The 26,070-nt window shown below is 70.3% G+C and carries 27 protein-coding genes; 14 read left to right on the forward strand and 13 right to left on the reverse strand.

Annotated features, from left to right (window positions below; translation table 11 throughout):
• Window positions 1-152: 152 nt before the first annotated feature.
• A complete protein-coding gene (locus tag ACZ6TB_RS22735) occupies window positions 153-710 on the forward strand; it encodes a hypothetical protein (RefSeq protein ID WP_465556640.1) in 558 nt (185 codons plus the stop codon).
• A 74-nt stretch (window positions 711-784) separates the two neighbouring features.
• Here the strand turns inward: ACZ6TB_RS22735 and ACZ6TB_RS22740 are convergent, their stop codons facing one another.
• A complete protein-coding gene (locus tag ACZ6TB_RS22740; protein WP_465556642.1) occupies window positions 785-2,218 on the reverse strand; it encodes a diguanylate cyclase domain-containing protein in 1,434 nt (477 codons plus the stop codon).
• Window positions 2,219-2,221: 3 nt separating this feature from the next.
• Window positions 2,222-3,400, reverse strand: coding sequence for an FIST signal transduction protein (locus ACZ6TB_RS22745; RefSeq protein ID WP_465556643.1), 1,179 nt, complete (start codon window positions 3,398-3,400; stop codon window positions 2,222-2,224).
• A gap of 304 nt (window positions 3,401-3,704) precedes the next feature.
• Between ACZ6TB_RS22745 and ACZ6TB_RS22750 the strand changes: the two genes are divergently transcribed.
• The 6 genes from ACZ6TB_RS22750 (at window position 3,705) to ACZ6TB_RS22775 (ending at window position 7,966) form a co-directional block, all read left to right on the forward strand.
• Window positions 3,705-4,667: an NAD(P)H-binding protein gene (locus ACZ6TB_RS22750; protein WP_465556645.1), complete on the forward strand. Its 963-nt coding sequence runs from the start codon at window positions 3,705-3,707 to the stop codon at window positions 4,665-4,667.
• The gene (locus tag ACZ6TB_RS22755) at window positions 4,664-5,374 is read left to right on the forward strand and encodes a lysostaphin resistance A-like protein (RefSeq protein WP_465556647.1); all 711 of its coding nucleotides are present in this window, start codon (window positions 4,664-4,666) and stop codon (window positions 5,372-5,374) included. Before ACZ6TB_RS22750 ends, ACZ6TB_RS22755 begins: the two co-directional genes overlap by 4 nt.
• Window positions 5,375-5,543: 169 nt before the next feature.
• Window positions 5,544-5,999: an ATP-binding protein gene (locus tag ACZ6TB_RS22760; RefSeq protein WP_465556649.1), complete on the forward strand. Its 456-nt coding sequence runs from the start codon at window positions 5,544-5,546 to the stop codon at window positions 5,997-5,999.
• 37 nt (window positions 6,000-6,036) lie between these two features.
• Window positions 6,037-6,357, forward strand: coding sequence for an STAS domain-containing protein (locus ACZ6TB_RS22765; RefSeq protein WP_465556651.1), 321 nt, complete (start codon window positions 6,037-6,039; stop codon window positions 6,355-6,357).
• 731 nt (window positions 6,358-7,088) lie between these two features.
• Complete coding sequence (locus tag ACZ6TB_RS22770; protein WP_465556653.1) at window positions 7,089-7,394, forward strand: hypothetical protein; 306 nt, start codon at window positions 7,089-7,091, stop codon at window positions 7,392-7,394.
• A gap of 164 nt (window positions 7,395-7,558) precedes the next feature.
• Complete coding sequence (locus ACZ6TB_RS22775; RefSeq protein WP_465556655.1) at window positions 7,559-7,966, forward strand: hypothetical protein; 408 nt, start codon at window positions 7,559-7,561, stop codon at window positions 7,964-7,966.
• Here ACZ6TB_RS22775 and ACZ6TB_RS22780 read toward each other — a convergent pair.
• Genes ACZ6TB_RS22780 through ACZ6TB_RS22810 form a run of 7 tightly spaced genes read right to left on the reverse strand, consistent with a single transcriptional unit; the run spans window position 7,948 to window position 15,973 of the window.
• Window positions 7,948-8,625 (reverse strand): response regulator, encoded by a 678-nt coding sequence (locus ACZ6TB_RS22780; RefSeq protein ID WP_465556657.1) that lies wholly within the window; start codon window positions 8,623-8,625, stop codon window positions 7,948-7,950. The two genes, ACZ6TB_RS22775 and ACZ6TB_RS22780, sit on opposite strands and share 19 nt — an antisense overlap.
• Window positions 8,622-11,105 carry a DUF4118 domain-containing protein gene (locus ACZ6TB_RS22785; protein ID WP_465556659.1) on the reverse strand — a complete coding sequence of 828 codons (2,484 nt, stop codon included), beginning with the start codon at window positions 11,103-11,105 and terminating at the stop codon, window positions 8,622-8,624. The genes ACZ6TB_RS22780 and ACZ6TB_RS22785 overlap by 4 nt, the downstream gene beginning before the upstream one ends.
• Window position 11,106: 1 nt before the next feature.
• Window positions 11,107-11,955 carry a potassium-transporting ATPase subunit C gene (locus tag ACZ6TB_RS22790; protein WP_465556661.1) on the reverse strand — a complete coding sequence of 283 codons (849 nt, stop codon included), beginning with the start codon at window positions 11,953-11,955 and terminating at the stop codon, window positions 11,107-11,109.
• Window position 11,956: 1 nt separating this feature from the next.
• The gene (gene kdpB / locus ACZ6TB_RS22795; RefSeq protein ID WP_465556663.1) at window positions 11,957-14,092 is read right to left on the reverse strand and encodes a potassium-transporting ATPase subunit KdpB; all 2,136 of its coding nucleotides are present in this window, start codon (window positions 14,090-14,092) and stop codon (window positions 11,957-11,959) included.
• On the reverse strand, window positions 14,089-15,735 hold the full coding sequence (gene kdpA, locus ACZ6TB_RS22800) for a potassium-transporting ATPase subunit KdpA (RefSeq protein WP_465556665.1): 1,647 nt from the start codon (window positions 15,733-15,735) through the stop codon (window positions 14,089-14,091). The genes kdpB and kdpA overlap by 4 nt, the downstream gene beginning before the upstream one ends.
• On the reverse strand, window positions 15,735-15,824 hold the full coding sequence (gene kdpF / locus ACZ6TB_RS22805; RefSeq protein WP_465556667.1) for a K(+)-transporting ATPase subunit F: 90 nt from the start codon (window positions 15,822-15,824) through the stop codon (window positions 15,735-15,737). The genes kdpA and kdpF overlap by 1 nt, the downstream gene beginning before the upstream one ends.
• Window positions 15,821-15,973: a hypothetical protein gene (locus tag ACZ6TB_RS22810; protein WP_465556668.1), complete on the reverse strand. Its 153-nt coding sequence runs from the start codon at window positions 15,971-15,973 to the stop codon at window positions 15,821-15,823. Before ACZ6TB_RS22810 ends, kdpF begins: the two co-directional genes overlap by 4 nt.
• Before the next feature lie 205 nt (window positions 15,974-16,178).
• On the opposite strand from ACZ6TB_RS22810, the gene ACZ6TB_RS22815 reads away from it, so the two are divergent.
• Together ACZ6TB_RS22815 and ACZ6TB_RS22820 are read left to right on the forward strand one after the other, a co-directional pair.
• Entirely contained in the window at window positions 16,179-18,119 is a 1,941-nt protein-coding gene (locus ACZ6TB_RS22815) for an APC family permease (RefSeq protein WP_465556670.1), read from the forward strand.
• 129 nt (window positions 18,120-18,248) lie between these two features.
• Window positions 18,249-19,289 carry a methyltransferase gene (locus ACZ6TB_RS22820; RefSeq protein ID WP_465556672.1) on the forward strand — a complete coding sequence of 347 codons (1,041 nt, stop codon included), beginning with the start codon at window positions 18,249-18,251 and terminating at the stop codon, window positions 19,287-19,289.
• 25 nt (window positions 19,290-19,314) lie between these two features.
• On the opposite strand, the gene ACZ6TB_RS22825 is transcribed toward ACZ6TB_RS22820, so the two are convergent.
• Both ACZ6TB_RS22825 and ACZ6TB_RS22830 read right to left on the reverse strand, forming a co-directional pair.
• Window positions 19,315-20,088 (reverse strand): alpha/beta fold hydrolase, encoded by a 774-nt coding sequence (locus tag ACZ6TB_RS22825; RefSeq protein ID WP_465556674.1) that lies wholly within the window; start codon window positions 20,086-20,088, stop codon window positions 19,315-19,317.
• Between the two features lie 144 nt (window positions 20,089-20,232).
• Window positions 20,233-20,643: a hypothetical protein gene (locus ACZ6TB_RS22830; RefSeq protein ID WP_465556676.1), complete on the reverse strand. Its 411-nt coding sequence runs from the start codon at window positions 20,641-20,643 to the stop codon at window positions 20,233-20,235.
• A gap of 269 nt (window positions 20,644-20,912) precedes the next feature.
• Between ACZ6TB_RS22830 and ACZ6TB_RS22835 the strand changes: the two genes are divergently transcribed.
• The 3 genes from ACZ6TB_RS22835 (at window position 20,913) to ACZ6TB_RS22845 (ending at window position 24,229) form a co-directional block, all read left to right on the forward strand.
• Window positions 20,913-22,976, forward strand: a complete 2,064-nt coding sequence (locus ACZ6TB_RS22835) for a heavy metal translocating P-type ATPase (protein WP_465557235.1) — start codon at window positions 20,913-20,915, stop codon at window positions 22,974-22,976.
• Between the two features lie 100 nt (window positions 22,977-23,076).
• Window positions 23,077-23,499, forward strand: coding sequence for a DUF6153 family protein (locus ACZ6TB_RS22840; protein ID WP_465557237.1), 423 nt, complete (start codon window positions 23,077-23,079; stop codon window positions 23,497-23,499).
• A gap of 88 nt (window positions 23,500-23,587) precedes the next feature.
• Complete coding sequence (locus tag ACZ6TB_RS22845) at window positions 23,588-24,229, forward strand: DUF305 domain-containing protein (protein WP_465556678.1); 642 nt, start codon at window positions 23,588-23,590, stop codon at window positions 24,227-24,229.
• 89 nt (window positions 24,230-24,318) lie between these two features.
• On the opposite strand, the gene ACZ6TB_RS22850 is transcribed toward ACZ6TB_RS22845, so the two are convergent.
• A complete protein-coding gene (locus ACZ6TB_RS22850) occupies window positions 24,319-24,723 on the reverse strand; it encodes a DUF2269 domain-containing protein (RefSeq protein ID WP_465556680.1) in 405 nt (134 codons plus the stop codon).
• A gap of 2 nt (window positions 24,724-24,725) precedes the next feature.
• Window positions 24,726-24,863: a hypothetical protein gene (locus ACZ6TB_RS22855; RefSeq protein ID WP_465556682.1), complete on the reverse strand. Its 138-nt coding sequence runs from the start codon at window positions 24,861-24,863 to the stop codon at window positions 24,726-24,728.
• Window positions 24,864-24,928: 65 nt separating this feature from the next.
• Here ACZ6TB_RS22855 and ACZ6TB_RS22860 point away from each other — a divergent pair, with 65 nt between their 5' ends.
• Window positions 24,929-25,303 carry a TetR/AcrR family transcriptional regulator gene (locus ACZ6TB_RS22860; protein ID WP_465556684.1) on the forward strand — a complete coding sequence of 125 codons (375 nt, stop codon included), beginning with the start codon at window positions 24,929-24,931 and terminating at the stop codon, window positions 25,301-25,303.
• A 148-nt stretch (window positions 25,304-25,451) separates the two neighbouring features.
• Window positions 25,452-26,024: an RDD family protein gene (locus tag ACZ6TB_RS22865; RefSeq protein WP_465556686.1), complete on the forward strand. Its 573-nt coding sequence runs from the start codon at window positions 25,452-25,454 to the stop codon at window positions 26,022-26,024.
• Window positions 26,025-26,070 lie beyond the last annotated feature (46 nt).

Below are 26,070 nucleotides of genomic sequence, written 5' to 3' on the forward strand. Positions count from 1 at the left end.
GTGTCACGACATATCTGCTCCACCCTCGCGGAGAGTTCGCGGCCGGGCTGTCCATTCGGCGACATCCGAAAGGGACTCGGCGGGGGAGCCGCATGTCTGGTTCCGTCAGGTCGGCGGCCGCCACGAAGCACCGACACGACGAAGGGAACGCCATGACCACAGGTTTCAGAACGGTCCGCGCCGCGGCGGCGCTGATGATGCTCCTGATCGCGATGATCGCGGCCGACACGGTGGGCCGGGTTCCGGCCGCGTCGGCGGCCGTGGCCGGGCCGACGATCGTCACGGTGAAGGTCACCGACGGCACCCGGACGTTCTGCCTCGACGCGGACGAGTTCGGCACGTTCGGCGACGGCACGAAGGTGCAGATCTGGACGTGCACCGGCGAGCGCAACCAGCAGTGGGTGGTGGAGAACGGCCACCGCCTGCACAACGTACGGGCTCAGGACGTCTACCGGCTCGCCGGGTACCTGCACCTCAGCGGTGACGCCCGCGGCGCGCCGGTGGTGCTGCACAACATCATCAGCCCGTCGTCGTTCCAGTTCTGGGCCAACATCCGGGTCGACGCCGTCGCCGGCCCGATCTACTCCGAGGTCAACGGGCTGTGCCTGGACGCCGACAACTCCGGCGGCGGCCTGCGCGACGGGCAGAAGGTGCAGGTCTACGGCTGCCACCTGGGTAACAACCAGCGGTGGAAGGTCGACAAGATCTGACATCAGGAATTGGTCCGGGGCGCACGCCGGCCCCGGACCATCCGCTCGGTCGTTGCTCGAGCGTCTACCGCGCCTCAAGCAATGTGCGACAGGGCGGCCCGCATTTGCGGCTCGAACTCCCAGCACGTACCGGCTCGGGTCTTCTTCGCCCGGTACATGGCCAGGTCGGCATTCTCGATGAGCCGGTCGGCCGGCAGATTGGCGTCGCTGTAGGCGATCCCCACACTGGCGCGGGTCAGCACGGTGCGCCCGGCGATGTCGAACGGCCGGCCGATCGCCTCGATCACCGACTCGGCGATGTGCCGGGCCTGGCACTCGTGGCTCAGCGGCTGCAGAAGCACGGCGAACTCGTCGCCGCCGAGCCGGGCCGCCATGTCCGAGTCGCGGATCACGGCGGACAACCGGTCGGCCACGCCGCGCAGCAGCTCGTCGCCGGCGGCGTGGCCGAGCGTGTCGTTGACCTGTTTGAACAGGTCGAGGTCGAGGTAGAGCAGCGCCACACCGGCCGGGCCGGGCTCCGCGGCGAGCACCTGCTGGAGGCGTTCCAGGAACAGGCCGCGGCTGGGCAGCCGGGTCAGCGGGTCGTGGTGCGCCGCCCGTATCGCGGCCAACGTGTGCGCGCCGGTGAGGGCGAGGCTGGCCTGCTCGGCGAAGGCGGCGAGCACGTCCCGCCGTTCGTTGTCGGGAATGTCGCCGCCATCTCCGGCGATGACGAAGCTGCCGGCGGGCTCGTCGCCGACGGTGACCGGTGCGGCGATCGACAGCCCGACCGTGACCGGGCCACGGGCGGTCATCGCGAGCTCGGCCACGGTAAGCAGCGCGCCCTCATCTCGCCCGGCGATGTCGGTGCCCGAATGGAGGGAGGCGACGGTCAGCGTGCCGGCCTCCGTTGCGTCGCGCAGCACCAGTGCCGTGGTGGCGCCGTCGAGCAGCGCGCCGGCGCCCATGGTGATCGCGTCGAGCACTTCGGCGATGGGGATGCGCTGGTTGGTGGCCCGCTGCACGCGCAGGAGCGTCTCGAGGAGCCGTTCGCGTCGCTCCAGCGCGCGTACCAGCACCAGCCGGCTCGCCGCCTCGGCCTCCTGCTCGCGGCGCAGCTGCCGTTCGGTCTCCAAGGTGCGCAGGCTCAGCAGCGCCAGGCCGAGAACCCGGGCCATGCCCTGGAGCATCTGCCGCTCCTCGGCGACGAACTCCTCGTCCCGGCGCGCGACGATCAGGCGGTCGTCGCTGCCCTGGTCCAGCGGGTGCACGGTGACGTGCAGCGACCCGAGACCGGGAAAGGGGGCGAGCTCAGCCCCGGCCCGAATGCCGGCGAAGCTGTCCGCCCGCGCGCCCCGGCCGAGCCCGATCGACCACAGCACCGCGCCGCCGCAGACAACGGCCGCGACCTCGGCGTCGGTGGCCTCGGCCGCGCGCTGCACCCCGATGCGGGCGGCCCGATCGACGTCCCCGGCCCGGGTGATCGCGCTGAAGAACTCGCTGAGCTGCAGGGCGGACCAGGCGGCCATGGGTCAGCTCACCGCGAGGGCCACCACCGTGAGGTGGTGCATGCCCTTGGCGCCGGGTCGCTGGACGATCTCACCGTTGGAGTAGAAGCCGCCGTACGGGATCGAGTCGAGCGCCTCGCGCAGGCGTTCGGCGGCGAGTTCGGCGCCGGTCTCGCCCAGCGCGATCGGCCGCACGCAGCAGTCGAAGACGAGCACGCCGAGCGGGTCGGCGCCCTCGAGGGACGTGACCGCCGCGGTGCCGGCGGTCGCGGCCGCATCGGCGATCGCGTCGAGGTCGCCTTCCATGAACCACACCATGGCGCCTTCCGGCGTGTCGGCGAGGCCGGAGATCGACCGCTGCTCGGGGTCGGCCTCGAAGATGATGCGCACGTCCTCGCCGGTGCGCCGGGCCAGCCCGAGCGGCCGTACGGTCGCGAACTGCAGGAACGCGCCCGGGTCGGTGGCCAGCTCGGGCGATCCCCCGGTCCGGCGCAGGTAGACGTCGAGCGCCGGCTCGCCGTCCAGTTCGTAAATCTTGCCGCGCTCGCTGCGGGTGACGACCATCGGCTCGCCGACCTTGTGCCAGCCGTGGGCGATCCCGATCCCGAGCGGCGACCCCGAGCCGATGGCGGCGCCGAGCACGGCGTTGGGCAGCACCTGGACGTCACGTCCGTCGCTGAAGAAATGCCAGGTGCCGGTCTGTGTGATGTTGTCGCCCGCGCACCCGCCGACCAGCGGGACGAGGGCCCCGGTGACGGCGTAGGCGCCGCGGACCATCTCCTGCTGGTCGCTGCTGCGGCCGTCACCGAGCAGGAGCACGGCCCGGTGCTCGGCGTCGACATCGTCGATGCAGGACGCGGCGGCGACTCCGGCGGCGTTCAGGTCCATGCTGTCGTGCGGCACGGCGCGTACCGCCGCGGTGAAGCCGGACCCGCCCAGCGCGTTGACGACGACCCCGGCGCCGCGGCCGTCGGCGGTGAACTCGCCCGACGTCGAGCAGCCGATCATGAGCACGTCACCCCCGGCCGCCGCGTGCACGGCGGCCGCCATCTCGGGGGTCGCGTGCGACAGGGACGCGAACACGATCAGCAGCGTGGCCGGGCGTCCGTCCAGCGCCTCACGGCAGGCCGCCGCGCCGGCCTCGGCTGGGTCGGCCAGCAGGCTGCGGCCCACCCCGAACCACCGGTTGGCGTCCTGTGCCATGTCCGGTCCTCCTCCCGCGGCCCGGGAGATCGAGCCCTCTAGGCCACTTCGGCGGCCGGCATCGAGAGTTGAGGGAAACGGCAGCCGGGACTGCGTCCGGGCGGAGCCGGCGCACGTCCGCATCGACCGCCGGGCAGTCATCTGAACGGCGCGACGGACCATGCGGCCGGCCTCGGCGTTCGCCCGGACTGGCCGGGTCGCTACCGTGGCTATGCCTGACCACGAACCGGCCCGCCGCTCAAGATGGCCCGGATGTGAGGAGAAAGGCGGTGAGCGCGCCAACCGGTGCGGGTAGATAGCAGCGGTGACGAAAACGATTCTGGTCAGCGGCGCCTCCGGGTTCATCGGATCACACGTCGCCGCACGGCTGATCCAGCACGATCACCGGGTACGCGCGATGACTCGCCGGCCCGAGTCCTACCGGGGCCCGGGCGAGCCGGTCATGGCCGATGTGACACAGCCGGAGTCGTTGGCCGCGGCGTTCGAGGGCGCCGACGCCGCCTACTACTTCATCCACTCGCTGGGCTCCGACGACTTCGAACGACGCGACGCCGACGCCGCTCGCGCCTTCGCCGCGGCCGCCGCCGACGCCCATCTGGAACGGATCATCTACCTCGGCGGCCTCGGCTCCGAACAGGGCCGGTTGTCGCCGCATCTGCGTTCCCGGCGGGCCGTCGAGAAGATCCTTCGGGCGGGCCCGGTACCGGTTACCGTGCTGCGCGCCGCCGTCGTCATCGGCCACGGCAACATCTCGTGGGAGATGACCCGTCAACTCGCCGATCGGCTGCCCATCACGGTGACACCCCGGTGGGTCAATACCCGTACCCAGCCCATCGCCTTGCCCGACGCGGTGCGGTACCTGACCGGCGTCCTCGAGCCCCCGGAGGCCCGCGGCCGCACCTACGAGATCGGCGGGCCCGAGGTGTTGCGCTACATCGACATGCTGCAACGCGTCGCGGCGATCCGCGGGAAACGACTGCGCAACATCACCGTGCCGCTGCTGACGCCGCGGCTGTCCTCAGCGTGGTTGAGGCTGGTCACCGACGTCGACACCGTCACCGCCCGCAACCTGGTCGACTCGATGACCAACGAGGTGATCGTCCACGACGACGCCATCAACCGCATCGTCCCCGGACCGGCCCTCGGCTACGACGACGCCGTACGGCTCGCCCTGGCGCAACGGGAGGCGGCGCAACAGGAGGCGGCGCAACGGGAGGCGGCCCAACGGGAGGCGGCGGAGCGCGACGCGGCGCGTCCGGACCGATGAAACGGCTGGCCCGCGCCCGGCGCGCCGTCACCGCTTCACTGCTCGAACCGGTCGAGCGGAATCACCAGCAAACCGACCGGCAGTTCCGCCGACGACGAGTAGTCGCGGCCGTCACCCTGGCCGCCGGCGCGGTCCTGCTCGGCCTGTCCCTGTCGGTGCGCCCCGGCGACGCCACCTTCTACCTCTTCACCGGACTGGTAGCGGCGGTATGGATTTCCGGCGCATTGCTGTCCGGACCATTGCACCTGGGCTGGGCCCCGCAGCGCGGCGGGCGGCGCCGGCCGATCGTCATCCCGATCGCCACCGGCCTGGTCATCGCCGCCATCTTCATCGCCGGCGCCCTGGTCGTCCGCGAGATCCCGCCATTGCGCGACCTGGTCAACAACGTGCTCGACCACGCCCGCTACGGCAACGCCGTAGCGATCACCGCGGTGACCGTACTCAACGGCATAGCCGAGGAGATCTTCTTCCGCGGCGCCCTGTTCGCCGCCATCGGCCGGCGGCATCCCGTCGCGATCTCCACCGCCATCTACGCCACCGCCACCGTCGCCACCGCCAACCCGATGCTCGTCTTCGCCGCCTTGACCCTGGGCCTCATTCTCGGCCTGCAACGCCGCGCCACCGGCGGCATCCTCGCCCCGGGCCTGACCCACATCACCTGGTCGGCCACCATGCTGTTCGCGCTGCCCGCGTTCATCCACCAATGATGATCAGAAGACCGGAACAAGGCACTCCCCCACCCGCCGCGCCTTCGGCGCCCGGGTGACGAACCTCCGATGGTGCGCACGTAACCGCCAACTCGGAAAGGGAGACTTCCTCGCATTTCAGGATGGCCGGAGGGGTTTCCGCCGTCAGCCGAGGGGCAACATGTGCGCCATGGGGCCCTTGCGGATGCTGGCGCTGCCGGCGCGCACCCGCGTAGAGCTCAGCTGGCGGCTGGCGAACGACCAAAAGCTGCGTCTGGTCCGCAACGGACTTCTACGCTACTTCGTCTCCACCTACGGCCAAGACCCGGCAGCGGTCACCGCGGCAGAGACCATCGGTCTTGTCATGACCGAGCTCGCCGGCAACGCGTTTCGACACGGAGCTCCTCCCGTGCTCGTACGACTACTCATCGACGACAACTGCTACATCGTCGACGTCATCGACCACGCCATCGACCGGGTCCCGAGACAGCCACCAGCTCAGCAGAGCGTACAGGCCGGCGGTCGTGGCCTACAGATAGCCCTCTCCATAGCCCAGCAAGTCTGCTGGCACGTCGACGGAGACACCAAACATGTATGGGCGACCTTCCCTCACCCACAGAAGGCGCCCAACAGCCGACAAGAATGAAACTCCCGATGTCATACCCCCGTGCTAGACAGTGGATGTGGCTAGACCTCCCTTCACCATCACCCAAGACCGGACACCCACCGGTGTCCTGAGGGTGAACCTGACCGGTGACTTCGACATGAGCATCGGCGACGCCCTCTCCAACAGCCTCCTCGAGGCGGCGCACCTACCGAACATCACGCACGTCATCGTCGATCTCGAGAACACCCGCTTCATCGACTCGCACATCGTCGCCAGCCTGGTCGCCGGCTACCAGGCGGCCAGCTCCGCACAACGCAGTTTCACCGTCGTCAACGGCCACGGCCCAGTCCAGCAGATCCTCGACGTCACCGGCCTGTCCGAGCTTCTGTGCACCTGAACTGACCCGCGGCACGGCCGGCAATCCCGCAAAGGGATCGTCGAACGGTCGGGTGATTCCCTCCCTTGCGGGGTCGCCACGACTTCGACAGCGCGTACGGCTACGTGTTTGCCAACAGGAACAGCGCTCGTTCTGGCCGAGCGATGCATTCCTCACGGTGAGGCATTTGCCGCTCTTGCCATTTACGAGCCAAAGGTATTGAGTCCCGGCCCGCGTGTGCGCGACCGTTTCGCTCCAGTACTGGTTCTCGGCGCCGCGGAGGCAGGTGTATTACCTCCGGGACCAAGAAGCGACCGCTCGCTCGGCACGCCGACCGCACCCCCGCTGATCGCCGTCGCGGGTATGGCGATCACGTCGCCCGTCGCGACGTCGCGCGGCAGGGGCATGGATGGCACCACCACGTCGTCGGCTTCCCGGTGCCGGCCGACCACCGTGGCCGGGCATTCGCCGGCGGCGGAGACGCGATTCGCCAGGACGGCCGTGCACCGGGCTCCGCAGTTCGCGGACGGCGGACAGCAGGCGGGGCCACCATGCACCGCGACGACGAGCCGTCCGTCGACCGACGGGCTCACCTCGGCCACCCGGTACAGGCTGACTCCGGCCCGCCCGACAACCGCCCGGCCCGCGCGGCGTAGGCCACCGGTCCAGACGAGGGTGGAGGGACGTCCGCAACGAGGGATGACGTCCGCGAGCGTCATGCGACCGGCCTCCCGGCTTGCCGAACAAGAACCATGAAGAGACCGTGCACCGTCGGGGCGGGGTGCACGACCGGCGGATACGGGACGTTGACGCCCGCGCCGCAGATGTTCACGGGCCGAATACACCGTCAACGGCGCGGCCGACAGGTCTTCGACCATCTGCGTACGCGGTCGGGTGTCGCCGGCGCCTGGTGGATCGGCGCCGGCATCGACGCCATGGTGCTGCTTCGCTGCCCGGGCATGCCGTTGCTGCGCCGGGCGATCGCCGACCTGCGGCTTCGTGGCGGAGCCGAGGAGGCCGACGCCCATGTGCTCCTGCGACCCATCGACCAGCGTTGACACCGGACTGTGCGGCCGCTGCCGCGTCAATGCGGCGTCAATATCGGGCGGCCGCGCGTGAACAGCGCGTCAATGCCTCTGGCGTGTGAGCGGCCGGGGCGTTGCCATGTGTGCTGGGCGCAGCGGCGAAAAGCCGGGCGCATGGACCCGGGCGGTGGCTGATCATGGTGCCTGGACGCGACGAGACGACGTTGCCGCAGGCGTTCGCGTTGGCGGCCGGCTGCGCGGCGGTGGTGGCCTCGGCGCTGATCGACGCCGAATTTCTCGGCGCACGCGAGCAAGCTGCCCGTGTGCTGGTGATCGCCGTCGTCGTGGGCGTTTCGGCGGTGGTGACCCGGGACTGGCGCCACTGTGCCGGCGTGGCGGTGTTCGGCGCGCTGGTGTTCGTGGGGTTCCTGGCCCACCGGTACGGCGATCTGACCGGTGACGTGGCGGCGTGGCGGTACACGTCGCTCATCGGATTCACGGCGTTGCTCGGCCGTACGGTACGCGGCGCGTGTCCACCCGCGGCGGCCCACGGACCGGATCACGCCCAGGACGCCGCCGGCGCCGGTCAGGGCTGGAACCGGTAGCCCATGCCGGGTTCGGTGAGCAGGTAGCGGGGATGGGCCGGGTCGGCTTCGAGCTTGCGCCGTAGCCGGGCCATGTACTGGCGCAGGTAGTTCGTCTCGGTGCGGTACTGCGGGCCCCACAACTCTTGCAGGAGGGCGTGCTGGGTCATCAGCTTCCCGGCGTGGCGGACCAGATGTTCCAGCAGTTCCCACTCGCGCGGAGTGAGCCGGACGTCGGCGTCGCCGCCGATGATCGTGCGCGCCGCGAAGTCGACGGTGTGCCGCCCGATCGTGACGACGGGGTTGTGTTCGCCGGCGGGTTGGGCGCGGCGGGTGACGGCCCGGATCCGGGCGAGAAGTTCGTCGACCCCGAACGGTTTGGTGACGTAGTCGTCGGCGCCCGCGTCGAGCGCGGCGACCTTGTCGGCGCTGCCCATCCGTCCGGACAGGACGATGATCGGGATGGCCGTCCAGCCCCGGAGGCCGCGGATGACGTCGGTGCCCTCCATGTCGGGCAGGCCGAGGTCGAGCACGATCAGGTCGGGCTTCTGGCGGGCCGCGGCGTGCAGGGCGGACGTGCCGTCGGCGGCGGTGTCGACGTCGTACTGGCGGGCGCGCAGGTTGATGCGCAGGGCGCGGACGATCTGTGGTTCGTCGTCGACGACGAGCACCCGGGTCATCGGTCGGCGCCCATCGGCAGAGTAAGGATCATGGTGAGGCCACCTCCGGGGGTCTCTTCGGGAGTCAGCGTGCCGCCCATCGCCTCGGTCAGGCCGCGGGAGAGAGCCAGGCCGAGACCGACCCCGGTGTGGTTGTCGCGGTCGCCGAGACGCTGGAAGGGCAGGAAGATGTCGTCCCATCGGCCGGGCGGCACGCCGGGGCCGTGGTCGATGACGCGTAGTTCGACCGCGTCGCCGTGCGAGCTGACCGTGATCGCCGGTGGGCGCTCCGGCGGGCTGTAGCGCATCGCGTTGGCCGCCAGGTTGACCAGGACCCGTTCGAGCAGGGCCGGATCGGTGCGTACGGGCGACAGCTCGTCGGGGAGGATGAGGGTGATCCTTCGGCCGTCCGGTCCGAGGTCGTCCAGGGCGCGGGGGACGACCTCTTCGACACCGATGTCGATTTTGGTGACGCCGAGTGCGCCGGCCTGCAGGCGGCTCATGTCGAGCAGGTTCGCGACCAGCCGGTCGAGCCGTTCGAGGGATTCGTCCGCGGTTTGCAGCAGTTCGCGCCGGTCGGCCGCGTCGAAGTGCACGTCCTCGCTCAGCAGCCCGGCCACGGCAGCCTTGGCGGACGACAGCGGGGTGCGCAGGTCGTGGCTGACGGCGGCCAGCAGGGCCGTCCGCATCTTGTCCGCCTCCGCCAGCGGCTTGACCGCGGCCGCTTCCGCGCTGAGTCTTTCCTGTCGCAACGCCACCGCGGCCTGCGCGGCGAACGCCTCCACGATCCGCCGGTCGGACGCTTCGAGGGTGTGCCCCTTGAGCAGCAGGATCAGATGGTCGTCGACGGTGACCTCGATGTCGGCGTCCGCCGGGCGCGTGCAGCGGGGCCGGCCCACCTCGGCCACGACGGCGCCGTCCTCCACCAGGGTCACCGAGTCGAGCGAGAACGTCTCCCGGAGCCGGTCGAGCAGCGCGAGCAAGGGCCGTTCTCCGCGGAGAATGCCACCGGCGACCGTGGCCAGTGTCTGCGCGTCGGCCGACGCACGGGCCGCGAGCCGGGTTTTGCGCGCCGCGGTGTCCACGACCCAGCTGACCGCGAGCGCCACCACCACGAAGATCGCCAACGCGAGCAGGTTGTCCCGCTCGGCGATCGTGAACTTGCCGACCGGCGGAATGAAGAAGTAGTTGAGCAGCAGCGAACCGGCGACCGCCGCGAGCAGGGCCGGCCACAGCCCACCGATCAGCGCCACGCCGACCACCGCGACGAGGAACAGCAGGATGTCGTTGGTGAGGGAGATGGCCGGGCCCACCCGCAACAGCGCGGTGAGGGCCGGCAGGCCCAGCAGCACCAGCGCGAACCCGGCGACCTGCCGCCGGTGCGACAGCGCCGGAGGCACGCGACCGGGACGCCGTCCCTGACTGGCGCGCTCGTGCGTCACCAGGTGCACGTCGATGGGTCCGGACATGGCCGTCACGGTGACGCCTACCCCGGCCGAGAACAGTTGCGCGAACTTGCCGCGGCTGCTCGCACCCAGCACGATCTGACTGGCGTTGACTCCGCGCGCGAACTCGAGCAACGCCTGCGGCACGTCCGAGCCGACGACCTGGTGGTAGCTGCCGCCGAGGCTCTCGACCAGGATCCGCTGCTTGGCGAGCTCGGCCGGGTCGGCGCCGGCCAGCCCGTCGTTCCGGGCGACGTGCACGGCGAGGAGGTCGGCGCCCTTGGTGCGGGTGGCGATCCGGAAGGCGCGCCGGATGAGCGTGCCGCCCTCGGGGCCGCCGGTCAGCGCGACCACGACCCGTTCCCGGGTCTCCCAGGTCGTGTCGATCCGGTGGTCGGCGCGGTACTTCTTGAGCTGGTCGTCGACCTTGTCGGCCAGCCACAGCAGCGCCAGCTCCCGCAGCGCGGTCAGGTTCCCGGTCCGGAAGTAGTTCCCGAGCGCCGCGTCGATCTTCTCCGGCTGGTAGATGTTGCCGTGCGCCATCCGCCGGCGCAGCGCCTCCGGCGTCATGTCGACCAACTCGACCTGTTCGGCTTTTCGCACGACGGCATCGGGTACGGTCTCGCGCTGCTCGACGCCGGTGATCTGGGCGACCACGTCGTTGAGCGACTCCAGGTGCTGCACGTTCACCGTGGTCAGCACACTGATCCCGGCGTCCAGCAGCTCCTGCACGTCCTCCCAGCGCTTCTCGTGGCGCGAGCCCGGCACGTTGGTGTGCGCGAACTCGTCGACCACCGCCACCTCGGGCTTGCGGGCCAGCACGGCGTCGAGATCCATCTCGGCGAGCTCGACGCCGCGGTACTGCACCCGTTTGCGCGGAATGACCTCGAGGTCACCGAGCATCGCGGCGGTGTGCTTGCGCCCGTGCGTCTCGACCAGGGCCACGACCACGTCGGTGCCGCGCTCGGCGCGCCGGTACGCCTCCTCGAGCATGGCGTACGTCTTGCCGACGCCGGGTGCGGCACCGAGGTAGATGCGCAGTTGACCTCGTGGCATGTCAGATCCTGTCGAGCGCCAGGTTGAGCTCGAGCACGTTGACTCCAGGTTCGCCCATGAAGCCGAGCGCCCGTCCGTCGATGTGTTGCTGGATCAGCTCGTGCACCTTGCCCAGGGTGAGACCCCGCTCGCGCGCGATGCGGGGGGCCTGCAGGTTCGCGTACGCCACGCTGATGTCCGGGTCGAGACCCGAGGCGCTCGCCGTGACCGCGTCGGACGGTACTACGGGGTGCGCGGGCGCGTCGCCGCGGATCGGGGTGATCACGCCGCCCTCGGCCACGTAGTCCTCGCCCGCCTTGGCCGGCTCGACGGTGACGCCGTGGTAGCCGGCCAGGAACGGGGTGCCGGTCTGGTTGACCGAGACGGCCCGGGTGATCGGGCCGGTCAGCCCGTCACGGTAGAAGACCGCGAGGACCGCCCCGACGCCGTCGGCGGTGCAGTAGGGCCGGCTGCCGTCCACCCCCTCGAGCTTGCCGATCGCCAGGCTGCGCGAACACACCTGGGTGAGCAGGCTCTGCTTGGCGTCGTCCGGGTTGGCGGCGAGAGTGTCGACCACGCTTTCCGGGCCGAGGTTGCTGGCCGAGGTGGAGGTCGGGTCATATCCCTTGCCGGCCGCGGACGGCCGGCTCTGGAAGTACTTGGCGACCGGGTTGCCGTCGGAGTCGGTGAAGGCCTGGCCGATCAGGGTGCTGCCGTGCGCGACGAGGGAGCCGTCCGCCTTTCCGGACAGGCCGGGGATCCGGCCGATCGCGACCATGAGGAGCGGGTAGACCAGTCCAAGCAGGACGGTCATGACAAGCAGCGCGCGCAGCGCCGCCACGTGCTGGGAAACCCACAAAGGGAGGCGCATCTCAGATCCCTGGAATGAACTGGACGAGGAGGTCGATGAGTTTGATGCCGAGGAACGGCAGGATCGCGCCGCCGAGGCCGTAGATCCACAGGTTGCGGCGTAGCAGCGCCGAGGCGCTGGACGGCGTGTATCGCACGCCACGCAGGGCGAGCGGGATCAGCGCCACGATGATCAGCGCGTTGAAGATGACCGCGGAGAGGATCGCCGAACCCGGCGAGTGCAGCCGCATCACGTTCAGCGTGTCGAGCCCCGGGTACACCGCCGCGAACATCGCCGGGATGATGGCGAAGTACTTGGCGATGTCGTTGGTGATCGAGAACGTGGTCAGCGCGCCCCGCGTGATCAGCAACTGCTTGCCGATCTCCACGATCTCGATCAGCTTGGTCGGGTCGGAGTCGAGGTCGACCATGTTGCCGGCCTCCTTGGCGGCCGACGTGCCGGTGTTCATGGCCACGCCGACGTCGGCCTGGGCCAGCGCCGGGGCGTCGTTGGTGCCGTCGCCGGTCATCGCGACCAGCCGGCCGCCCTCCTGCTCGCGGCGGATGTAGGCGAGTTTGTCCTCGGGGGTGGCCTCGGCGAGAAAGTCGTCGACGCCGGCCTCGTCGGCGATCGCCTTGGCGGTACGCGGGTTGTCGCCGGTGATCATCACGGTGCGGATGCCCATCGTGCGCATCTCGTCGAAGCGGGCCCGCATGCCCTGCTTGACGACGTCCTTGAGATGGATGACGCCCAGGGCCCGGGCGGGCTCCCCGGCGAGGTGCTCGGCGACGACCAGCGGGGTGCCGCCGGTGCTGCTGATGGTGTCGACGATCTCGCCGACCTCGTCGGTGGGGTGGCCGCCGTTGTCGCGGACCCATTTCATCACCGCCGAGGCGGCGCCCTTGCGGACCTCGCGGGCCGGCGCGTCGCCGCCGGTGGTCAGGTCGACGCCGCTCATCCGGGTCTGGGCGGTGAACGGCACGAATGTCGCGTGCGTCATCATCCCCGGCTCGCGCTCGCGCAGTCCGTACTCGTTCTTGGCGAGCACCACGACCGAGCGGCCTTCCGGCGTCTCGTCGGCCAGGCTGGACAACTGGGCCGCGTCCGCCAGAACCTTGGGATCAACACCATCGACGGGTACGAACTCGGACGCCTGCCGATTGCCCAAGGTGATCGTGCCCGTCTTGTCGAGCAGCAGAGTGTTCACATCGCCGGCCGCCTCGACCGCGCGGCCGGACATGGCGAGCACGTTGCGCTGCACCAGCCGGTCCATGCCGGCGATGCCGATCGCGGACAGCAGCGCGCCGATCGTGGTCGGGATCAGGCAGACGATCAGCGAGACCAGCACGATCCCGGTGACGCCGTGCGCGTTGATCGCCAGGGTGTCCGGGGCCGCGGCCTGGTACGCCTTCGAGAAGATGGCGAGGGGCTGCAGCGTCACCACCGACAGCAGGAAGATGATCGTCAGCGCGGCCAGCAGGATGTTCAGTGCGATCTCGTTCGGCGTCTTCTGCCGGTTGGCGCCCTCGACCAGGGCGATCATCCGGTCCACGAAGCTCTCGCCGGGCTTCTGCGTGATCCGGATGACGATCCGGTCGGAGAGCACCTTGGTGCCGCCGGTGACCGCCGAGCGGTCGCCGCCCGACTCCCGGATCACCGGGGCCGACTCGCCGGTGATCGCCGACTCGTCGACGCTGGCGATGCCCTCGATCACATCGCCGTCACCGGGGATGATGTCGCCGGCCTCGGCCACCACGACGTCACCCTGCTTGAGATCGGTCGCCGGGATGCTGCTCTCCACGCCGTCCCTCAGCAGGCGGGCGACGGTGTCCTGCTTGACCGCCCGCAGCGCGGCGGCCTGCGCCTTGCCCCGGCCCTCGGCCACCGCCTCGGCCAGGTTCGCGAAGACCACGGTGAGCCAGAGCCAGACCGTGATCGTCCACGCGAACACGCTCGGGTCCACCACCGACAGCACCGTGGTGAACGCGGCGCCGACCTCGACGATGAACATGACCGGGTTCCGCCAGAGCGTACGGGGGTCGAGCTTCACCAAGGCGCCCGGCAACGACCTCCACAACTGCTGCGGGTCGAGCAGCCCCCCGCGTACGGCCGCGGGTTTGGCCTCTTGGGTTTCGGATTTTTCCGCCAACAAGGTCATGACAGGCCCTCCGCGATGGGACCGAGAGCGAGAGCGGGCAGGAACGTCAGCGCGACCAGAACGATCGTCACGCCGGCAACCATCCCGACGAACAAGGGTCGATGGGTGGGCAGTGTGCCCTCGGACTCGGGCACCGGTCTCTGCCGGGCCAGCGAGCCGGCCAGGGCCAGCACCAGCACCAGCGGCAGGAAGCGCCCGATCAGCATGGCCAGCCCGAGCGCGGTGTCCCACCACGGCGTGTTCACCGTGATGCCGGCGAAGGCCGAACCGTTGTTGTTGCCGGCACTGGTGAACGCGTACAGCACCTCGGAAAGGCCGTGCGGCCCGACGTTGAGCGCCGTGGAGTTGTTGCCGGTGGCGAATGCCGCCGCCGTGCCGATCAGCACGACCGCGGGGGTGACCAGAAAGTAGAGCGACGCCAGCTTCATCTCCCGAGCGCCGATCTTCTTGCCCAGATACTCCGGGGTGCGACCGACCATCAGGCCGGCGACGAAGACCGTGATGACCGCGAGGATGAGCAGGCCGTAGAGGCCCGAGCCGGTACCGCCCGGGGCAACCTCGCCGAGCATCATGTTGATCATCGGCATCATCCCACCGAACGAGGTGTACGAGTCGTGGAACGAATCCACCGCGCCGGTCGAGGTCAGCGTCGTCGCCGCGGCGAAGGTGGCCGAGTTCGGAATCCCGAAGCGGACCTCCTTTCCCTCCATCGCCGCGCCGGCCGCCTGCGGCACCGTCCCCGCGCCGTGCACCTCGAAACCGACCGTCAGCGCGACGCTCGCGAGCGCCAGAATCGCCATCACCGCGAGAATCGCGTAGCCCTGCCGGTTCTGGCCGACCATCCGGCCGAAGACCCGGGGAAGGCTGAACGGGATCACGAGGATCAGGAAGATCTGGAGCCAGTTCGTCCAGGCCGTCGGGTTCTCGAACGGGTGCGCCGAGTTCACGTTGTAGAAGCCGCCGCCGTTGGTCCCGAGTTCCTTGATCGCCTCCTGGGACGCGACCGGGCCGCCGGTGATGTGCTGGGCCGCCCCGGTCAGCGTGGTCACGTCGGTGCCGCCGGAGAGGTTCTGCACCATCCCGGCGATCATGAAGACCAGGGTCGCCACGACACAGATCGGCAGCAGCACCCGCAGTGTGATCCGGGTCAGGTCGACCCAGAAGTTGCCCAGGGTCGCCGACTTGCGCGCCGCGAAACCACGCACGAGAGCCACCGCGACGGCGATGCCGACGCTCGCCGAGACGAAGTTCTGCACCGCCAGGCCGGCCATCTGCACCAGGTGACCCATGGTCGACTCACCCGAGTACGCCTGCCAGTTGGTGTTGGTGACGAAGCTGACCGCGGTGTTCCAGGCGATGTGGGTGGGCACCCCGGAGAATCCGAGAGACAGCCAGAGCTTGTCCTGCACGCGCAGGAACAGGTAGAGGAACAGGATCGAGATCGCCGAGAAGGCGAGCACGCTGCGGGCATAAACGCCCCAGGTCTGCTCGGCGTTCGCGTCGACCCCGACGAGCCGATAGATGCCGCGCTCGACGACGTTGTGCCGCCGCCCGGACACGACCTTGTACATGTGGTCGCCGAACGGCTTGTGCACGACGGCCAGCGCGAGCACCAACGTGATGACGAACAGCCAGCCGGCCATCAGAACTTCTCCGGAAACAGCAGGGCGGCCACCAGGAAGACGGCCAGCAGGACGGCGACGATCCCGCCGATGAGATTGACGGCGCTCACCAACGTTCGACCGCCCGGATCAGCACGGTCAGCGCTGCGAACAGCGCCACCGTGAGCACGACGAACAGCAGATCAGCCACAGAAGGACTCCTCGACAAGGGCACGATGCTTTCGCGGTCCAGCACAGCGCGTGCCCGCGGCTTCGTCATCGCTCGTTCACGCGTTGCCTACGCCCCGGGGCGGTCTTTATACGCGTCGTTAACGCCGGCGCGACCCCGGTCACAGACGCCGTGTGTGCGCCGGAGTTATTGACGCGTTGTTAACGCCTGCCGAAGGCACGTCCGGCCGCGGCGGTGCAACGATCGGCCTGAAGCGCCACGCACCCCCTGTGGCGCGCTCAGAACAGGAGACGCGATGACCGCCGTCGCCAAGAAGGCCGAGACGGCGCGCACGGCACCGGCCCTGCGGGAGTGGCTGCTGAAGGGCCTCAACGAGCAGGCGATGCAGCACGAGGGCCCGCACGGCCAACCCCACGGGGACAAGCCGCACTCGTGGTGGAAGGTCATGTGCCTCACCGGCGTCGACTACTTCTCCACGCTCGGCTACCAGCCCGGCATCGCCGCCCTCGCCGCCGGCGTCCTCTCCCCCGTCGCCACCCTGGTTCTCGTCCTGGTCACCCTGCTCGGCGCGCTGCCGGTCTACCGCCGGGTCGCGGCGGACAGCCCGCACGGCGAGGGCTCGATCGCCATGCTGGTCAAGCTGCTCTCCTTCTGGAAGGGCAAGCTGTTCGTCCTCGTGCTGCTGGGCTTCGCCGCCACCGACTTCATCATCACCATCACCCTCTCGGCGGCCGACGCCACCGCGCACATCGACGAGAACCCGTTCTGGCCCGAATCGCTGAAGGGCCACCAGGTGATCGTCACCCTGGTGCTGGTCGCGCTGCTCGGCGCGGTCTTCCTGAAGGGCTTCACCGAGGCGATCGGCATCGCCGTCGGCCTCGTCGGCGTCTACCTCGTCCTCAACTTCGTGGTGGTCGTCGACGGCCTGTGGCAGATCGTCACCCATCCGCACACCGTCAGCGACTGGACCACGGCCCTGACCACCGCGCACGGCAACCCCGTCGTCATCGTCGGTATCGCCCTGCTCGTCTTCCCGAAACTGGCGCTCGGCCTGTCCGGCTTCGAGACCGGCGTCGCGGTCATGCCACACATCAAGGGCGATCTGCCCGGACGGATCCACGGCGCCAAACAACTGCTCACCGCCGCCGCCGGCATCATGAGCGTCTTCCTGATCACCAGCAGCTTCGTCACCACCGTGCTGATCCCCGCGCCGCTGTTCGAGCCCGGCGGCGCCGCCAGCGGCCGGGCCCTGGCCTACCTGGCACACCAGAGCCTCGGCAGTGTGTTCGGCACGATCTACGACGTCGCGACCATCACGATCCTGTGGTTCGCCGGCGCCTCGGCCATGGCCGGCCTGCTCAACCTCGTGCCCCGCTACCTGCCCAAGTTCGGCATGGCGCCGTCCTGGGCCCGCGCCGTACGCCCGCTCGTGCTCGTCTTCACCGGCACCGCCTTCCTGATCACCTGGATCTTCGACGCGAACGTGGACGCGCAGGGCGGCGCCTACGCCACCGGCGTCCTCGTGCTGATCACCTCGGCCGCCACGGCCGTGACCCTCTCCGCCCGCCGCAGACGGCAGCGAGGCCGGATGGTCGCCTTCGCGATCATCTCGGTGATCTTCGTGTACACGACCATCGCGAACGTCTACGAGCGCCCCGACGGCGTCAAGATCGCGGCCTGCTTCATCGCCGCCATCCTCGCGGTCTCCTTCCTGTCGAGGCTGTACCGCGCGTTCGAGGTGCGCGTGAGCCACATCGACGCGGACGAGCGGGCGGAGGGCTTCCTGCGCGAGTGCGGCCGGCGGCAGATCCGGCTGGTCGCCAACGAGCCGGACGACCGGGACACCCGCGAGTACAGCGACAAGATCTCCCAGATTCTGGCCGACAACGACATGGCCGACGACGCGGACGTCATCTTCGTCGAGGTCACCGTCGTCGACGCCTCTGACTTCGAAACCGAGCTGCACGTACGCGGTGAGGTCATGCACCACCGCTACCGCGTCCTCCGGATCGAAAGCTCGTCGGTGCCCAGCGCGCTGGCCGCTCTGCTGCTGTGGATCCGCGACACCACTCACCGGCGTCCGCACATCTACTTCGAGTGGACCGAGGGCAACCCGGTGGCGAACATCGTCCGCTACCTCATCTTCGGCCAGGGTGAGGTGGCCCCGGTGACCCGCGAGATTCTCCGCCAGGCCGAACCCGACCGCAGCCGCCGCCCCCACGTGCACGTCGGCTGACCACCGGCCGCCGATGAGCGTCGGCGTCGTCTGACGCCCGCCGCGGCCGGGGCTCGGCGGGGTGGTGGATGCTGTCGGATCTCCAACGCAAGAGCCTTTGTGGCGCCGCGTCGGCGGCACCATGCGACGGTGGCCCTGCCGACGAACACCGCCCCTCTCGCCGCCGGCTCGTGGCGGCTGGTGGAGCTGGCCGACGGCTTTCTCGTCACTCAGCTGCTCTATGCCGCGGCCGAGCTCCGGCTGGCCGACGTGCTGGCGGCCGGTCCGGCGGACGGGCCGGCCGTTGCCCGGGCGGTCGGCGCCGACCCGGAGACCGTCACTCGCATCCTGCGCGGGCTGTGCGCGGCCGAGGTGTTCGCCGAGACCGGTTGCGGCGGGTTCTCGCTCGGCCCACTGGGTGAGTATCTGCGTGACGGCGTACCCGGATCGCAGCGCGGACCGATCCTGGCCCGCGGCGCCCTCTACTACGCCGCGGCCGGCGGTTTGCTCGACGCGGCCAGGACCGGCGAGAACGCCTTCGAGCAGGCGTACGGCGAGTCGTTCTTCACCCATTTGCAGCGGGTCGCGGCGCACCGGCTGGCGTTCGAGGCGTCCATGGCCGGTCGCGCCCGGCACGAGGCCGACGCGGTGGTGGCCGCCTACGACATGAACGGGATCGGCCGCCTGGTCGACGTCGGCGCCGGTCCCGGCCTGATGGCCCGTGCCGCGCTCCGGGCGGTCCCGTCGATGACCGCGACGCTGGTCGATCGGCCGGCCACCCTGAATCGCGCACTGGCCGAGATGGCCGATGCGGACCTCACCGAGCGGTGTACGTTCGTGGCGGCGGACTTCTTCGAGTCGGTGCCCGGCGGCGGTGACGCGTACCTGCTGTCCAGGGTCCTGCACGACTGGCCGGACCAGGAAGCCATCCACATCCTGAAGCGCTGCCGGGCGGCCATGCCGGCGCGTGCTCGCCTGCTGGTGGTCGACGCGGTCATGCCGGAGCGAGCCCGTGACGAACCCGCCACGATCCGGATGGATCTGCTGATGCTGCTGCTGTTCGGCAGCCGCGAACGCACACGCGAAGAGTTCGACCGCCTGCTCACGGCGTCCGGATTCAGCCTGCGGCGGGTCGTCGCGACCGGCTCCCCCACCGGTCTGGCAGTTCTGGAAGCGAGGCCCACCGGATAAGTGGGGGCGGCCACCTCGTCAGGAATCAGGCGTCTCCTGAAGTTGCGCGGCGAGCTTCTTCTCCCGGACCACGGAGCAGAGTGGTGAGGTCGTGGACGAACCGCTCCACGTCGGTCAGGTGTGCGAATCGGCCGGGCACGTCGTACACGTGCACTCGGCCGCCGGCGGGGTCGCGCCGGGCCGGGGGCCGGCTGTGGATGGCCAGGCGCGCGTGTGAGAAGGCCGGCGCCGGCTCCGGGCCGGGCCGGGCGCGGACGCAGCCGGCGTAGTCACGCAACAGCCGCGGGTCGTCGGCCACCACGGCGAGGTCGCGATAGCGGGCCGGCACGGCGTCCAGAGCCAAGTGGCGCAGGTAGCGGCGCCGGTCGATCGGCGCCTGCCGGTCGGCGTCGACCGTGACCAGCGCGTGGACGGCGTACCGGGCGGCGAACAGTGTCGCCAGCCCGGCGGCCGAGCCGTGGCCGACCACGACGGGGGCCTGCGCAATGCCGATGACGGCGAGCAGGCGGGCGAGGTCTTCGACCAGTTCGTCCGGGTCGTAGCGCAGCCGAGACTCGGAGCCGCCGTGGCCGGGCAGGTCCACCGCGATCACGGTGGCGTACGGCCGCAGGTCGGCGGCGACGGGCCACCACGTGGCCCGGTCGAACAGCACCGGCGGGATGAGCAGCACGGGACGGCCGTTACGGCCCCACGTGTCGTAGGCCCACACACCGCCCGGCGCGTTGAATCTTTCGGTCGAGCGTATCGGCGGCAGGAACGGCACCGGGTCGATCATGACCACCGCCCGCAGTGGGCGCACGGCAGTATGCGGCGCCCGATGGGCAGCCTGGAATTCGTATTCATGACGTCGAGAACTTCCGAACGCAGCAGCAACAGGAAGAGGTCACACCTCAGGGCGGGCCGCGGTGGCGGCCGGGTGACGCGGGTGGTGTCCCGTTTATTCCTACGTGCGGCTGACGCCGATGGCGCTCAGGGTGAGCCTGAGCGGCGGCGGTTGGATCGGGCGCGGCCTGCCGTCGTGATTGATCCGGCCCTGGCCACGGACCAGCGGAATCACCGCGGTGACCGTGGTCGGTGCGACGCCCACCGAACGGGCGGTCTCCACGTGGCAGTCGCCGGCCGCCGCGCTCGGCGTTTCGTGGATGGCCGACGCGTGCTCGGTGTCCTGCCCGAGCCCGCTCGTGTGGACGGCCGGGATCGGGCCGGCGTAGGCGACCAGGGCGGCGCCGGGGTGTTCCTGATGGTCGCCGGCGCAATGCCCGCCCGACCAGAGGCCCAGCGCGGCGACCGCCAGCGCCAGCAGCAACCACAGCGGCCGCCGGACGGCGGCGGCAAGTGGCGGCTGACGATGCACCGCGCCAGGCTACGCCATCGCGACGCCGAACGCCGCCGACGGCCGCCGCGCCCGGCGTCAGCCGTCGGGCGGCCTCGGCGGCGGTGGATCAGTGACGCTCATCGCCGTAGGTGATGCCGGACGACTCCTTGGCAGATACCCCCTAGGGGTATATGTTCGGGGTGGAGGTGGACCTCATGGAGCAACGATTCGGATCAGCCGCGACGCCCGGAGCCGCCGGCGAGGCGACGACGATGCACGAGCACCCGCACGGGCCGGCCGGCGCCGCCATGGACGCTCATCACGGCCATGCCGCTTCTGCCGGTGGTCATGACCAGCACGGCGGGCACGCCGGGCACGACAAGCACGCCGGGCACGACCCGGAGGTCTTCCGCCGCAAGTTCTGGCTGAGCCTGGCGTTGACCGTGCCGATCGTGGTGTCCAGCGAGATGGTCATGGACTGGTTCGGCTACTCGCTCGACTTTCCCGGCATCGGCTGGGTCGGCCCGGTGCTCGGCACCGCGGTCTTCTTCTACGGTGGGTGGCCGTTCCTGGCCGGCGCGGTCAGCGAGGTCCGCGACCGCGCCCCCGGGATGATGCTGCTGATCGCGATGGCGATCACGGTGGCGTACGCGGCGTCGCTGGCCACCAGTGCCGGCTGGTTCGACCTGGACTTCTGGTGGGAGCTGGCCGCACTCGTCACGATCATGCTGCTCGGTCACTGGCAGGAGATGAAGGCCATCGGCCAGGCCCAGGGCGCGCTCGCGGCGCTGGCCGCGCTGTTGCCGGACGACGCCGAGCGGATCACCAGCGATACCACCGAGACCGTGCCGGTGTCGGCGCTGGACGTCGGGGACGTCGTGCTGGTCCGCTCCGGCGCGCGGGTGCCGGCCGACGGGCGGGTTGTCGACGGCGCTGCCGAGGTCGACGAGTCGATGATCACCGGTGAGTCGCGGCCGGTCTCCCGCGGCATCGGCGACCGGGTCGTGGCCGGCACCGTGGCCACCGACTCGGCGATCCGGGTCGAGGTCGACGCCGTCGGCGAGAACACCGCCCTCGCGGGCATCGGCCGCCTCGTCGCACAGGCGCAGGCGTCCAGCGGCCGCGCTCAGGTTCTGGCCGACCGGTTCGCCGCCTGGCTGTTCTACATCGCCACCGCCGCGGGCCTGCTGACCTTCATCGCCTGGTGGGCGCTCGGCAACCTGGACCAGGCCGTGGTCCGTACCGTGACGGTGCTCGTGATCGCCTGCCCGCACGCGCTCGGCCTGGCCATCCCCCTGGTCATCGCCCTCTCCACCGCGCTGGCGGCCCGATCCGGAATCCTGGTCAAGGACCGGCTGGCCCTCGAGCGCATGCGTACGGTCGACGCGGTCCTGTTCGACAAGACCGGCACCCTCACCAAGGGCGCGCACACCGTCACCGCGCTCGCGACAACTGCCGGCCGGGACGAGAACGAGGCGCTGGGCATCGCCGCCGCCGTCGAGGCCGACAGCGAACACCCCCTCGCCCGGGCGCTCGTCGCGGTGGCGCGCGACCGGGACCTGGCCGTCACGGCGTCGCAGTTCCGGTCGCTGACCGGACGCGGCGTGCAGGCCGTGGTCGACGGCGTCACCTACGCGGTCGGCGGCCCGGCCCTGCTGCGCGAGCTGACCGCCACCGTGCCGGACGACCTCGCCAAGCCGGCCGAGGAGTGGTCGCGGCGCGGTGCGGCCGTGCTGCACCTGATCCGGCTCGCCGACACGGCCGAGGCCGTCGCCACGTTCGCCCTCGAGGACGAGGTACGTCCCGAGGCCCGCCAGGCGATCGAGCAGCTCCGCGCGCACGGCATCGGCAAGATCGTGATGATCACCGGCGACGCCCGCCCGGTGGCCGAAGCGGTCGCCGCCGACCTGGGCTTCCGGCCCGGGGTCGACGAGGTCTTCGCCGAGGTGCTGCCCGCCGACAAGGACCGCGCGGTCGCGGACCTGCAAGCCCGCGGCCTGACCGTGGCAATGGTCGGCGACGGCGTCAACGACGCTCCCGCGCTGGCCCGTGCGGACGTCGGTATCGCGATCGGCGCCGGCACCGACGTGGCGATCGAGTCCGCCGGCGTCGTGCTCGCTTCCTCCGACCCGCGCGGCGTGACCGGTGTGATCACCCTGTCCAAGGCGTCCTACCGCAAGATGATCCAGAACCTGTCGTGGGCGGCCGGCTACAACATCATCGCCATCCCCCTCGCCGCCGGCGTGTTCGCGTGGGCCGGCATCACGCTGAGCCCGGCGATCGGCGCGGTGCTGATGAGCGCCTCGACCATCGTGGTCGCCCTCAACGCCCAGCTGCTGCGCCGGGTGCACCTGTCACCCGACCGGCAGTGACGCACCGACCGGCGTCTGCCCGGGAAGCCGGGCGGGCGCCGGCCGCCGGGGCCACCGGCCGGGACCGGACCGGCCGCGCTAGCGTGGTGCCGTGACCGCCATGGCCGCGACCGCATCGGCGCGCACAGCGCGCTGGTTGTTGCTGGCTTGCACCGTCCTCGGCCTGGCCGCCATGCACACCCTCGGTCATGCCGGGATGGCCTCCCACGGACAGCACACCGCTACCGCGGCCACCTCGATGGACAGCGCCGCTGACATGGCCCCGTCGCTGACCGATGCGCACGTGTGCTCCACGGATCACTGTCCGGCCATGCCCGGGCACGGCATGGCCGACGGGTGGAGCGTGTGCCTGGCCATCCTGACCGGGCTGGCGGCCGCGATCCTGCTGGCGGTGGCCCTGTTCGCGGTCGCCACCCGGATGGCCGCTGTCGGGACACACCTGGTCCCGCTGTTGTCGTCCCGGGCGCCACCCGGGCGACCGCCGGGTTCGACCCTTACGGCGACAACGGTTCTGCGCATATAGCACGCCCAGCTCGGCGCCCCTCCCAGGGCAGCGCCGAGGCTCTCGCGCGTACCCGTTGTCATCTCTTTCCGGAAGGTCGAAACCCGCCATGAAGCGTTCTACTGCCCTGCCCTCGGCCGTGCGCCGCGCCGGCCTGCTCGCCGGCGCGGCGGTCGGCACCGTCCTGCTGCTCTCCGCCTGCGGCGACACCGACCAGCCCGCCGGCAGCGGCATGAACCACGGCAGCATGATGCCGACCGTCGCGGCCACTGCCAGCAAAGACTTCAACGACGCCGACGTGGCGTTCGTCCAGCAGATGATCCCGCACCACCAGCAGGCCGTGCAGATGGCGGCGATGGCCGCCGGCCACGCCGGCAACGCCAAGGTCAAAGAGCTCGCCGCCACGATCAAGCAGGCTCAGCAGCCCGAGATCGACACTATGAATCAGTGGCTGACCGCCTGGGGACAGCCCACCGCGGATACGCAGTCCGCCATGCCGGGCATGGACCACGGCTCCATGCCCGGCATGATGGGCGACGCCGACATGACCAAGCTCAGCGGGGTCGGCGGCACGGTGTTCGACCGGATGTTCCTCACCATGATGATCAGCCACCACCAAGGGGCGATCACCATGGCCCAGCACGAGGTCGCCGCCGGGGCCAACCCGGAGGCCAAGGCCCTCGCGCAGAACATCATCAATGCTCAACAGGCCGAGATCTCCACCATGAAGGACCTGCTCGACCAGTCGTAAACCGCAGCCGGTGCGCGCCGGCGGCGGACGCCGGCGCGCACCATCCCCACCACGACCACCACGTCGGTCGCCGCCGCGGACGAGGCGGGCTATCCGGGCACGCCCGCCCGGGCCGGCTGCCGCCGGGCCGGACGAGCCCACGGCGTCTCACCGCGCGGTTTGTAGACCGACAGCACCAAGGCGACCAGCAGCAGCACGACCGCCGCGGCCGAGTGCGCCACCGGCGACGCCGTCCGTACCTCACTCAACGGCGCCGTCCGGGCCAGACCGGCCAGATGGTCCAGGGTCTGCATGTAGAGCAGCAGGATCGCGGTGGCGAACAGATTCATCAGCAGCTTGACCAGCACCCAGTAGTGCCGCACCAGACCCCACCGCGTTCCCCACCCCTGGACCAGCCCGGTCAGCAAGCTGGCAACGCTCAACGGAACCAGGGTCCACCAGCCGACCGGCTCCAGCACCAAATACACCGCGCGAACCAGCGCCGGCGCCCGCATGCTCACCACCCGCCCGGCCCGAGCCGGCGCAGGCCATGGTGCATGTGATCGCCCGGGCCGTGCCCGGACAACAGCATCGCCACCACGGCGACCAGCACCACCGCGGCCACGATCAGGAACACCCGCCCCCACCGTGGCATCTGCGCCCACCACGACCCGCCATGACGCCGGTCGTCCCTGCCCGATCGACGAGCACCGCCGCACCGTGCAGGTCGCGATCCTGGACGCCACCGCGGCGCTGGTCGCCGAACATGGCGTCGGCGTGACGATGTCGCAGGTTGCCCAGCAGGCCGGCATCGGCCGGGCCACGCTCTACAAGTACTTCCCGGACGTGGACACGATCATCGACCACGTCCGGCGAGCACGCCAGCAGTTGCACGCCCTCGTGACCGACGTCGTGCAAGCAGCGGCCCGAGCCGGCGCCGCGCGTACCGACATGCTCGCCGGTGAGCTGGCCACCTTCTGTCTCCACGCACTCGGCGCCGCCGAGGCGGCACGTTCACCCGCCGCCGAGAAGCGCCTTGTCGCGATTACCCTCGGCGCCCTGCGCGGTGAGAGCGCGGCCAACCCGAGTCGATGAGCGTCACTCGAAATCTCCGCCGGTCACAAGGGTTCCACCGTGCCGGAAAGTGTCTACACTCCTTGCACTTCTGAGAGGTGACGAGGCGTATTCACCCCAAGGTGGAATGCGCCCATACCCTGCTGTACCTATCTGAATGGGACATAGCATGAGCAACCCCGGATCCTACCCACCGCCGCCCGGCGATGAGCCGGCACCGCCGCCTCCCTACAACGCTCCGCCGCCCGGGTACGGGTATGCACCGCCGCCCGGGAACGCGGTGGGCCAACCCGGCAACCTGACCGACCGGTTCCTGGCGCGGTTGATCGACGGCGTCATCGTCGGTGTCGTGGGCGTGATCCTCAACATCGTGATCGGGCTCATCTCGAACTCCTGGTTCATCAGCGGGTTCGTCTCCGCGGTGCTGACCGCCGCGCTGTACCTCGGCTACTTCGCCTACTTCGAGTCCAGCCGGGGACAGACGATCGGCAAGCAGGCGCTGAAGCTCAAGGTCGTCGGCCCCGGCCACGCCGGCAACCCGACGCTGGAGCAGGCCGTCCGCCGGAACATCTACATGGGGTTCAGCGTCGCCGGCGTCGTTCCGATCATCGGCAGCCTGATCGGTGGACTGGCCACGCTGGCGGCGGTGATCGTGATCGCCATGAACATCAACAGCGATCCGCACCGTCAGCACTGGTTCGACAAGTTCGCCGGCGGCACCCAGGTCCTCAAGGTCGGCTGACCAGCAACGGAATGGTGCTCCGGTCGAACCGGAGCACCATTCGCTG

Source organism: Actinoplanes sp. NPDC051537, from assembly GCF_055586105.1.

Bases quoted from the DNA above. Each gene is read 5' to 3' on its own strand.
- ACZ6TB_RS22760 (WP_465556649.1), top strand. From the start codon at position 5,544: ATGGGGCCCTTGCGGATGCTGGCGCTGCCGGCGCGCACCCGCGTAGAG.
- ACZ6TB_RS22845 (WP_465556678.1), top strand. From the start codon at position 23,588: ATGAAGCGTTCTACTGCCCTGCCCTCGGCCGTGCGCCGCGCCGGCCTG.
- ACZ6TB_RS22840 (WP_465557237.1), top strand. From the start codon at position 23,077: ATGGCCGCGACCGCATCGGCGCGCACAGCGCGCTGGTTGTTGCTGGCT.
- ACZ6TB_RS22745 (WP_465556643.1), bottom strand. From the start codon at position 3,400: ATGGCACAGGACGCCAACCGGTGGTTCGGGGTGGGCCGCAGCCTGCTG.
- kdpA (WP_465556665.1), bottom strand. From the start codon at position 15,735: ATGGCCGGCTGGCTGTTCGTCATCACGTTGGTGCTCGCGCTGGCCGTC.
- ACZ6TB_RS22780 (WP_465556657.1), bottom strand. From the start codon at position 8,625: ATGACCCGGGTGCTCGTCGTCGACGACGAACCACAGATCGTCCGCGCC.
- ACZ6TB_RS22785 (WP_465556659.1), bottom strand. From the start codon at position 11,105: ATGCCACGAGGTCAACTGCGCATCTACCTCGGTGCCGCACCCGGCGTC.
- kdpB (WP_465556663.1), bottom strand. From the start codon at position 14,092: ATGACCTTGTTGGCGGAAAAATCCGAAACCCAAGAGGCCAAACCCGCG.
- ACZ6TB_RS22835 (WP_465557235.1), top strand. From the start codon at position 20,913: ATGGACGCTCATCACGGCCATGCCGCTTCTGCCGGTGGTCATGACCAG.
- ACZ6TB_RS22775 (WP_465556655.1), top strand. From the start codon at position 7,559: ATGGTGCCTGGACGCGACGAGACGACGTTGCCGCAGGCGTTCGCGTTG.
- ACZ6TB_RS22790 (WP_465556661.1), bottom strand. From the start codon at position 11,955: ATGCGCCTCCCTTTGTGGGTTTCCCAGCACGTGGCGGCGCTGCGCGCG.
- ACZ6TB_RS22810 (WP_465556668.1), bottom strand. From the start codon at position 15,973: ATGACGAAGCCGCGGGCACGCGCTGTGCTGGACCGCGAAAGCATCGTG.
- ACZ6TB_RS22855 (WP_465556682.1), bottom strand. From the start codon at position 24,863: ATGCCACGGTGGGGGCGGGTGTTCCTGATCGTGGCCGCGGTGGTGCTG.
- ACZ6TB_RS22850 (WP_465556680.1), bottom strand. From the start codon at position 24,723: ATGCGGGCGCCGGCGCTGGTTCGCGCGGTGTATTTGGTGCTGGAGCCG.
- ACZ6TB_RS22755 (WP_465556647.1), top strand. From the start codon at position 4,664: ATGAAACGGCTGGCCCGCGCCCGGCGCGCCGTCACCGCTTCACTGCTC.
- ACZ6TB_RS22865 (WP_465556686.1), top strand. From the start codon at position 25,452: ATGAGCAACCCCGGATCCTACCCACCGCCGCCCGGCGATGAGCCGGCA.
- ACZ6TB_RS22740 (WP_465556642.1), bottom strand. From the start codon at position 2,218: ATGGCCGCCTGGTCCGCCCTGCAGCTCAGCGAGTTCTTCAGCGCGATC.
- ACZ6TB_RS22815 (WP_465556670.1), top strand. From the start codon at position 16,179: ATGACCGCCGTCGCCAAGAAGGCCGAGACGGCGCGCACGGCACCGGCC.
- ACZ6TB_RS22735 (WP_465556640.1), top strand. From the start codon at position 153: ATGACCACAGGTTTCAGAACGGTCCGCGCCGCGGCGGCGCTGATGATG.
- ACZ6TB_RS22770 (WP_465556653.1), top strand. From the start codon at position 7,089: ATGAAGAGACCGTGCACCGTCGGGGCGGGGTGCACGACCGGCGGATAC.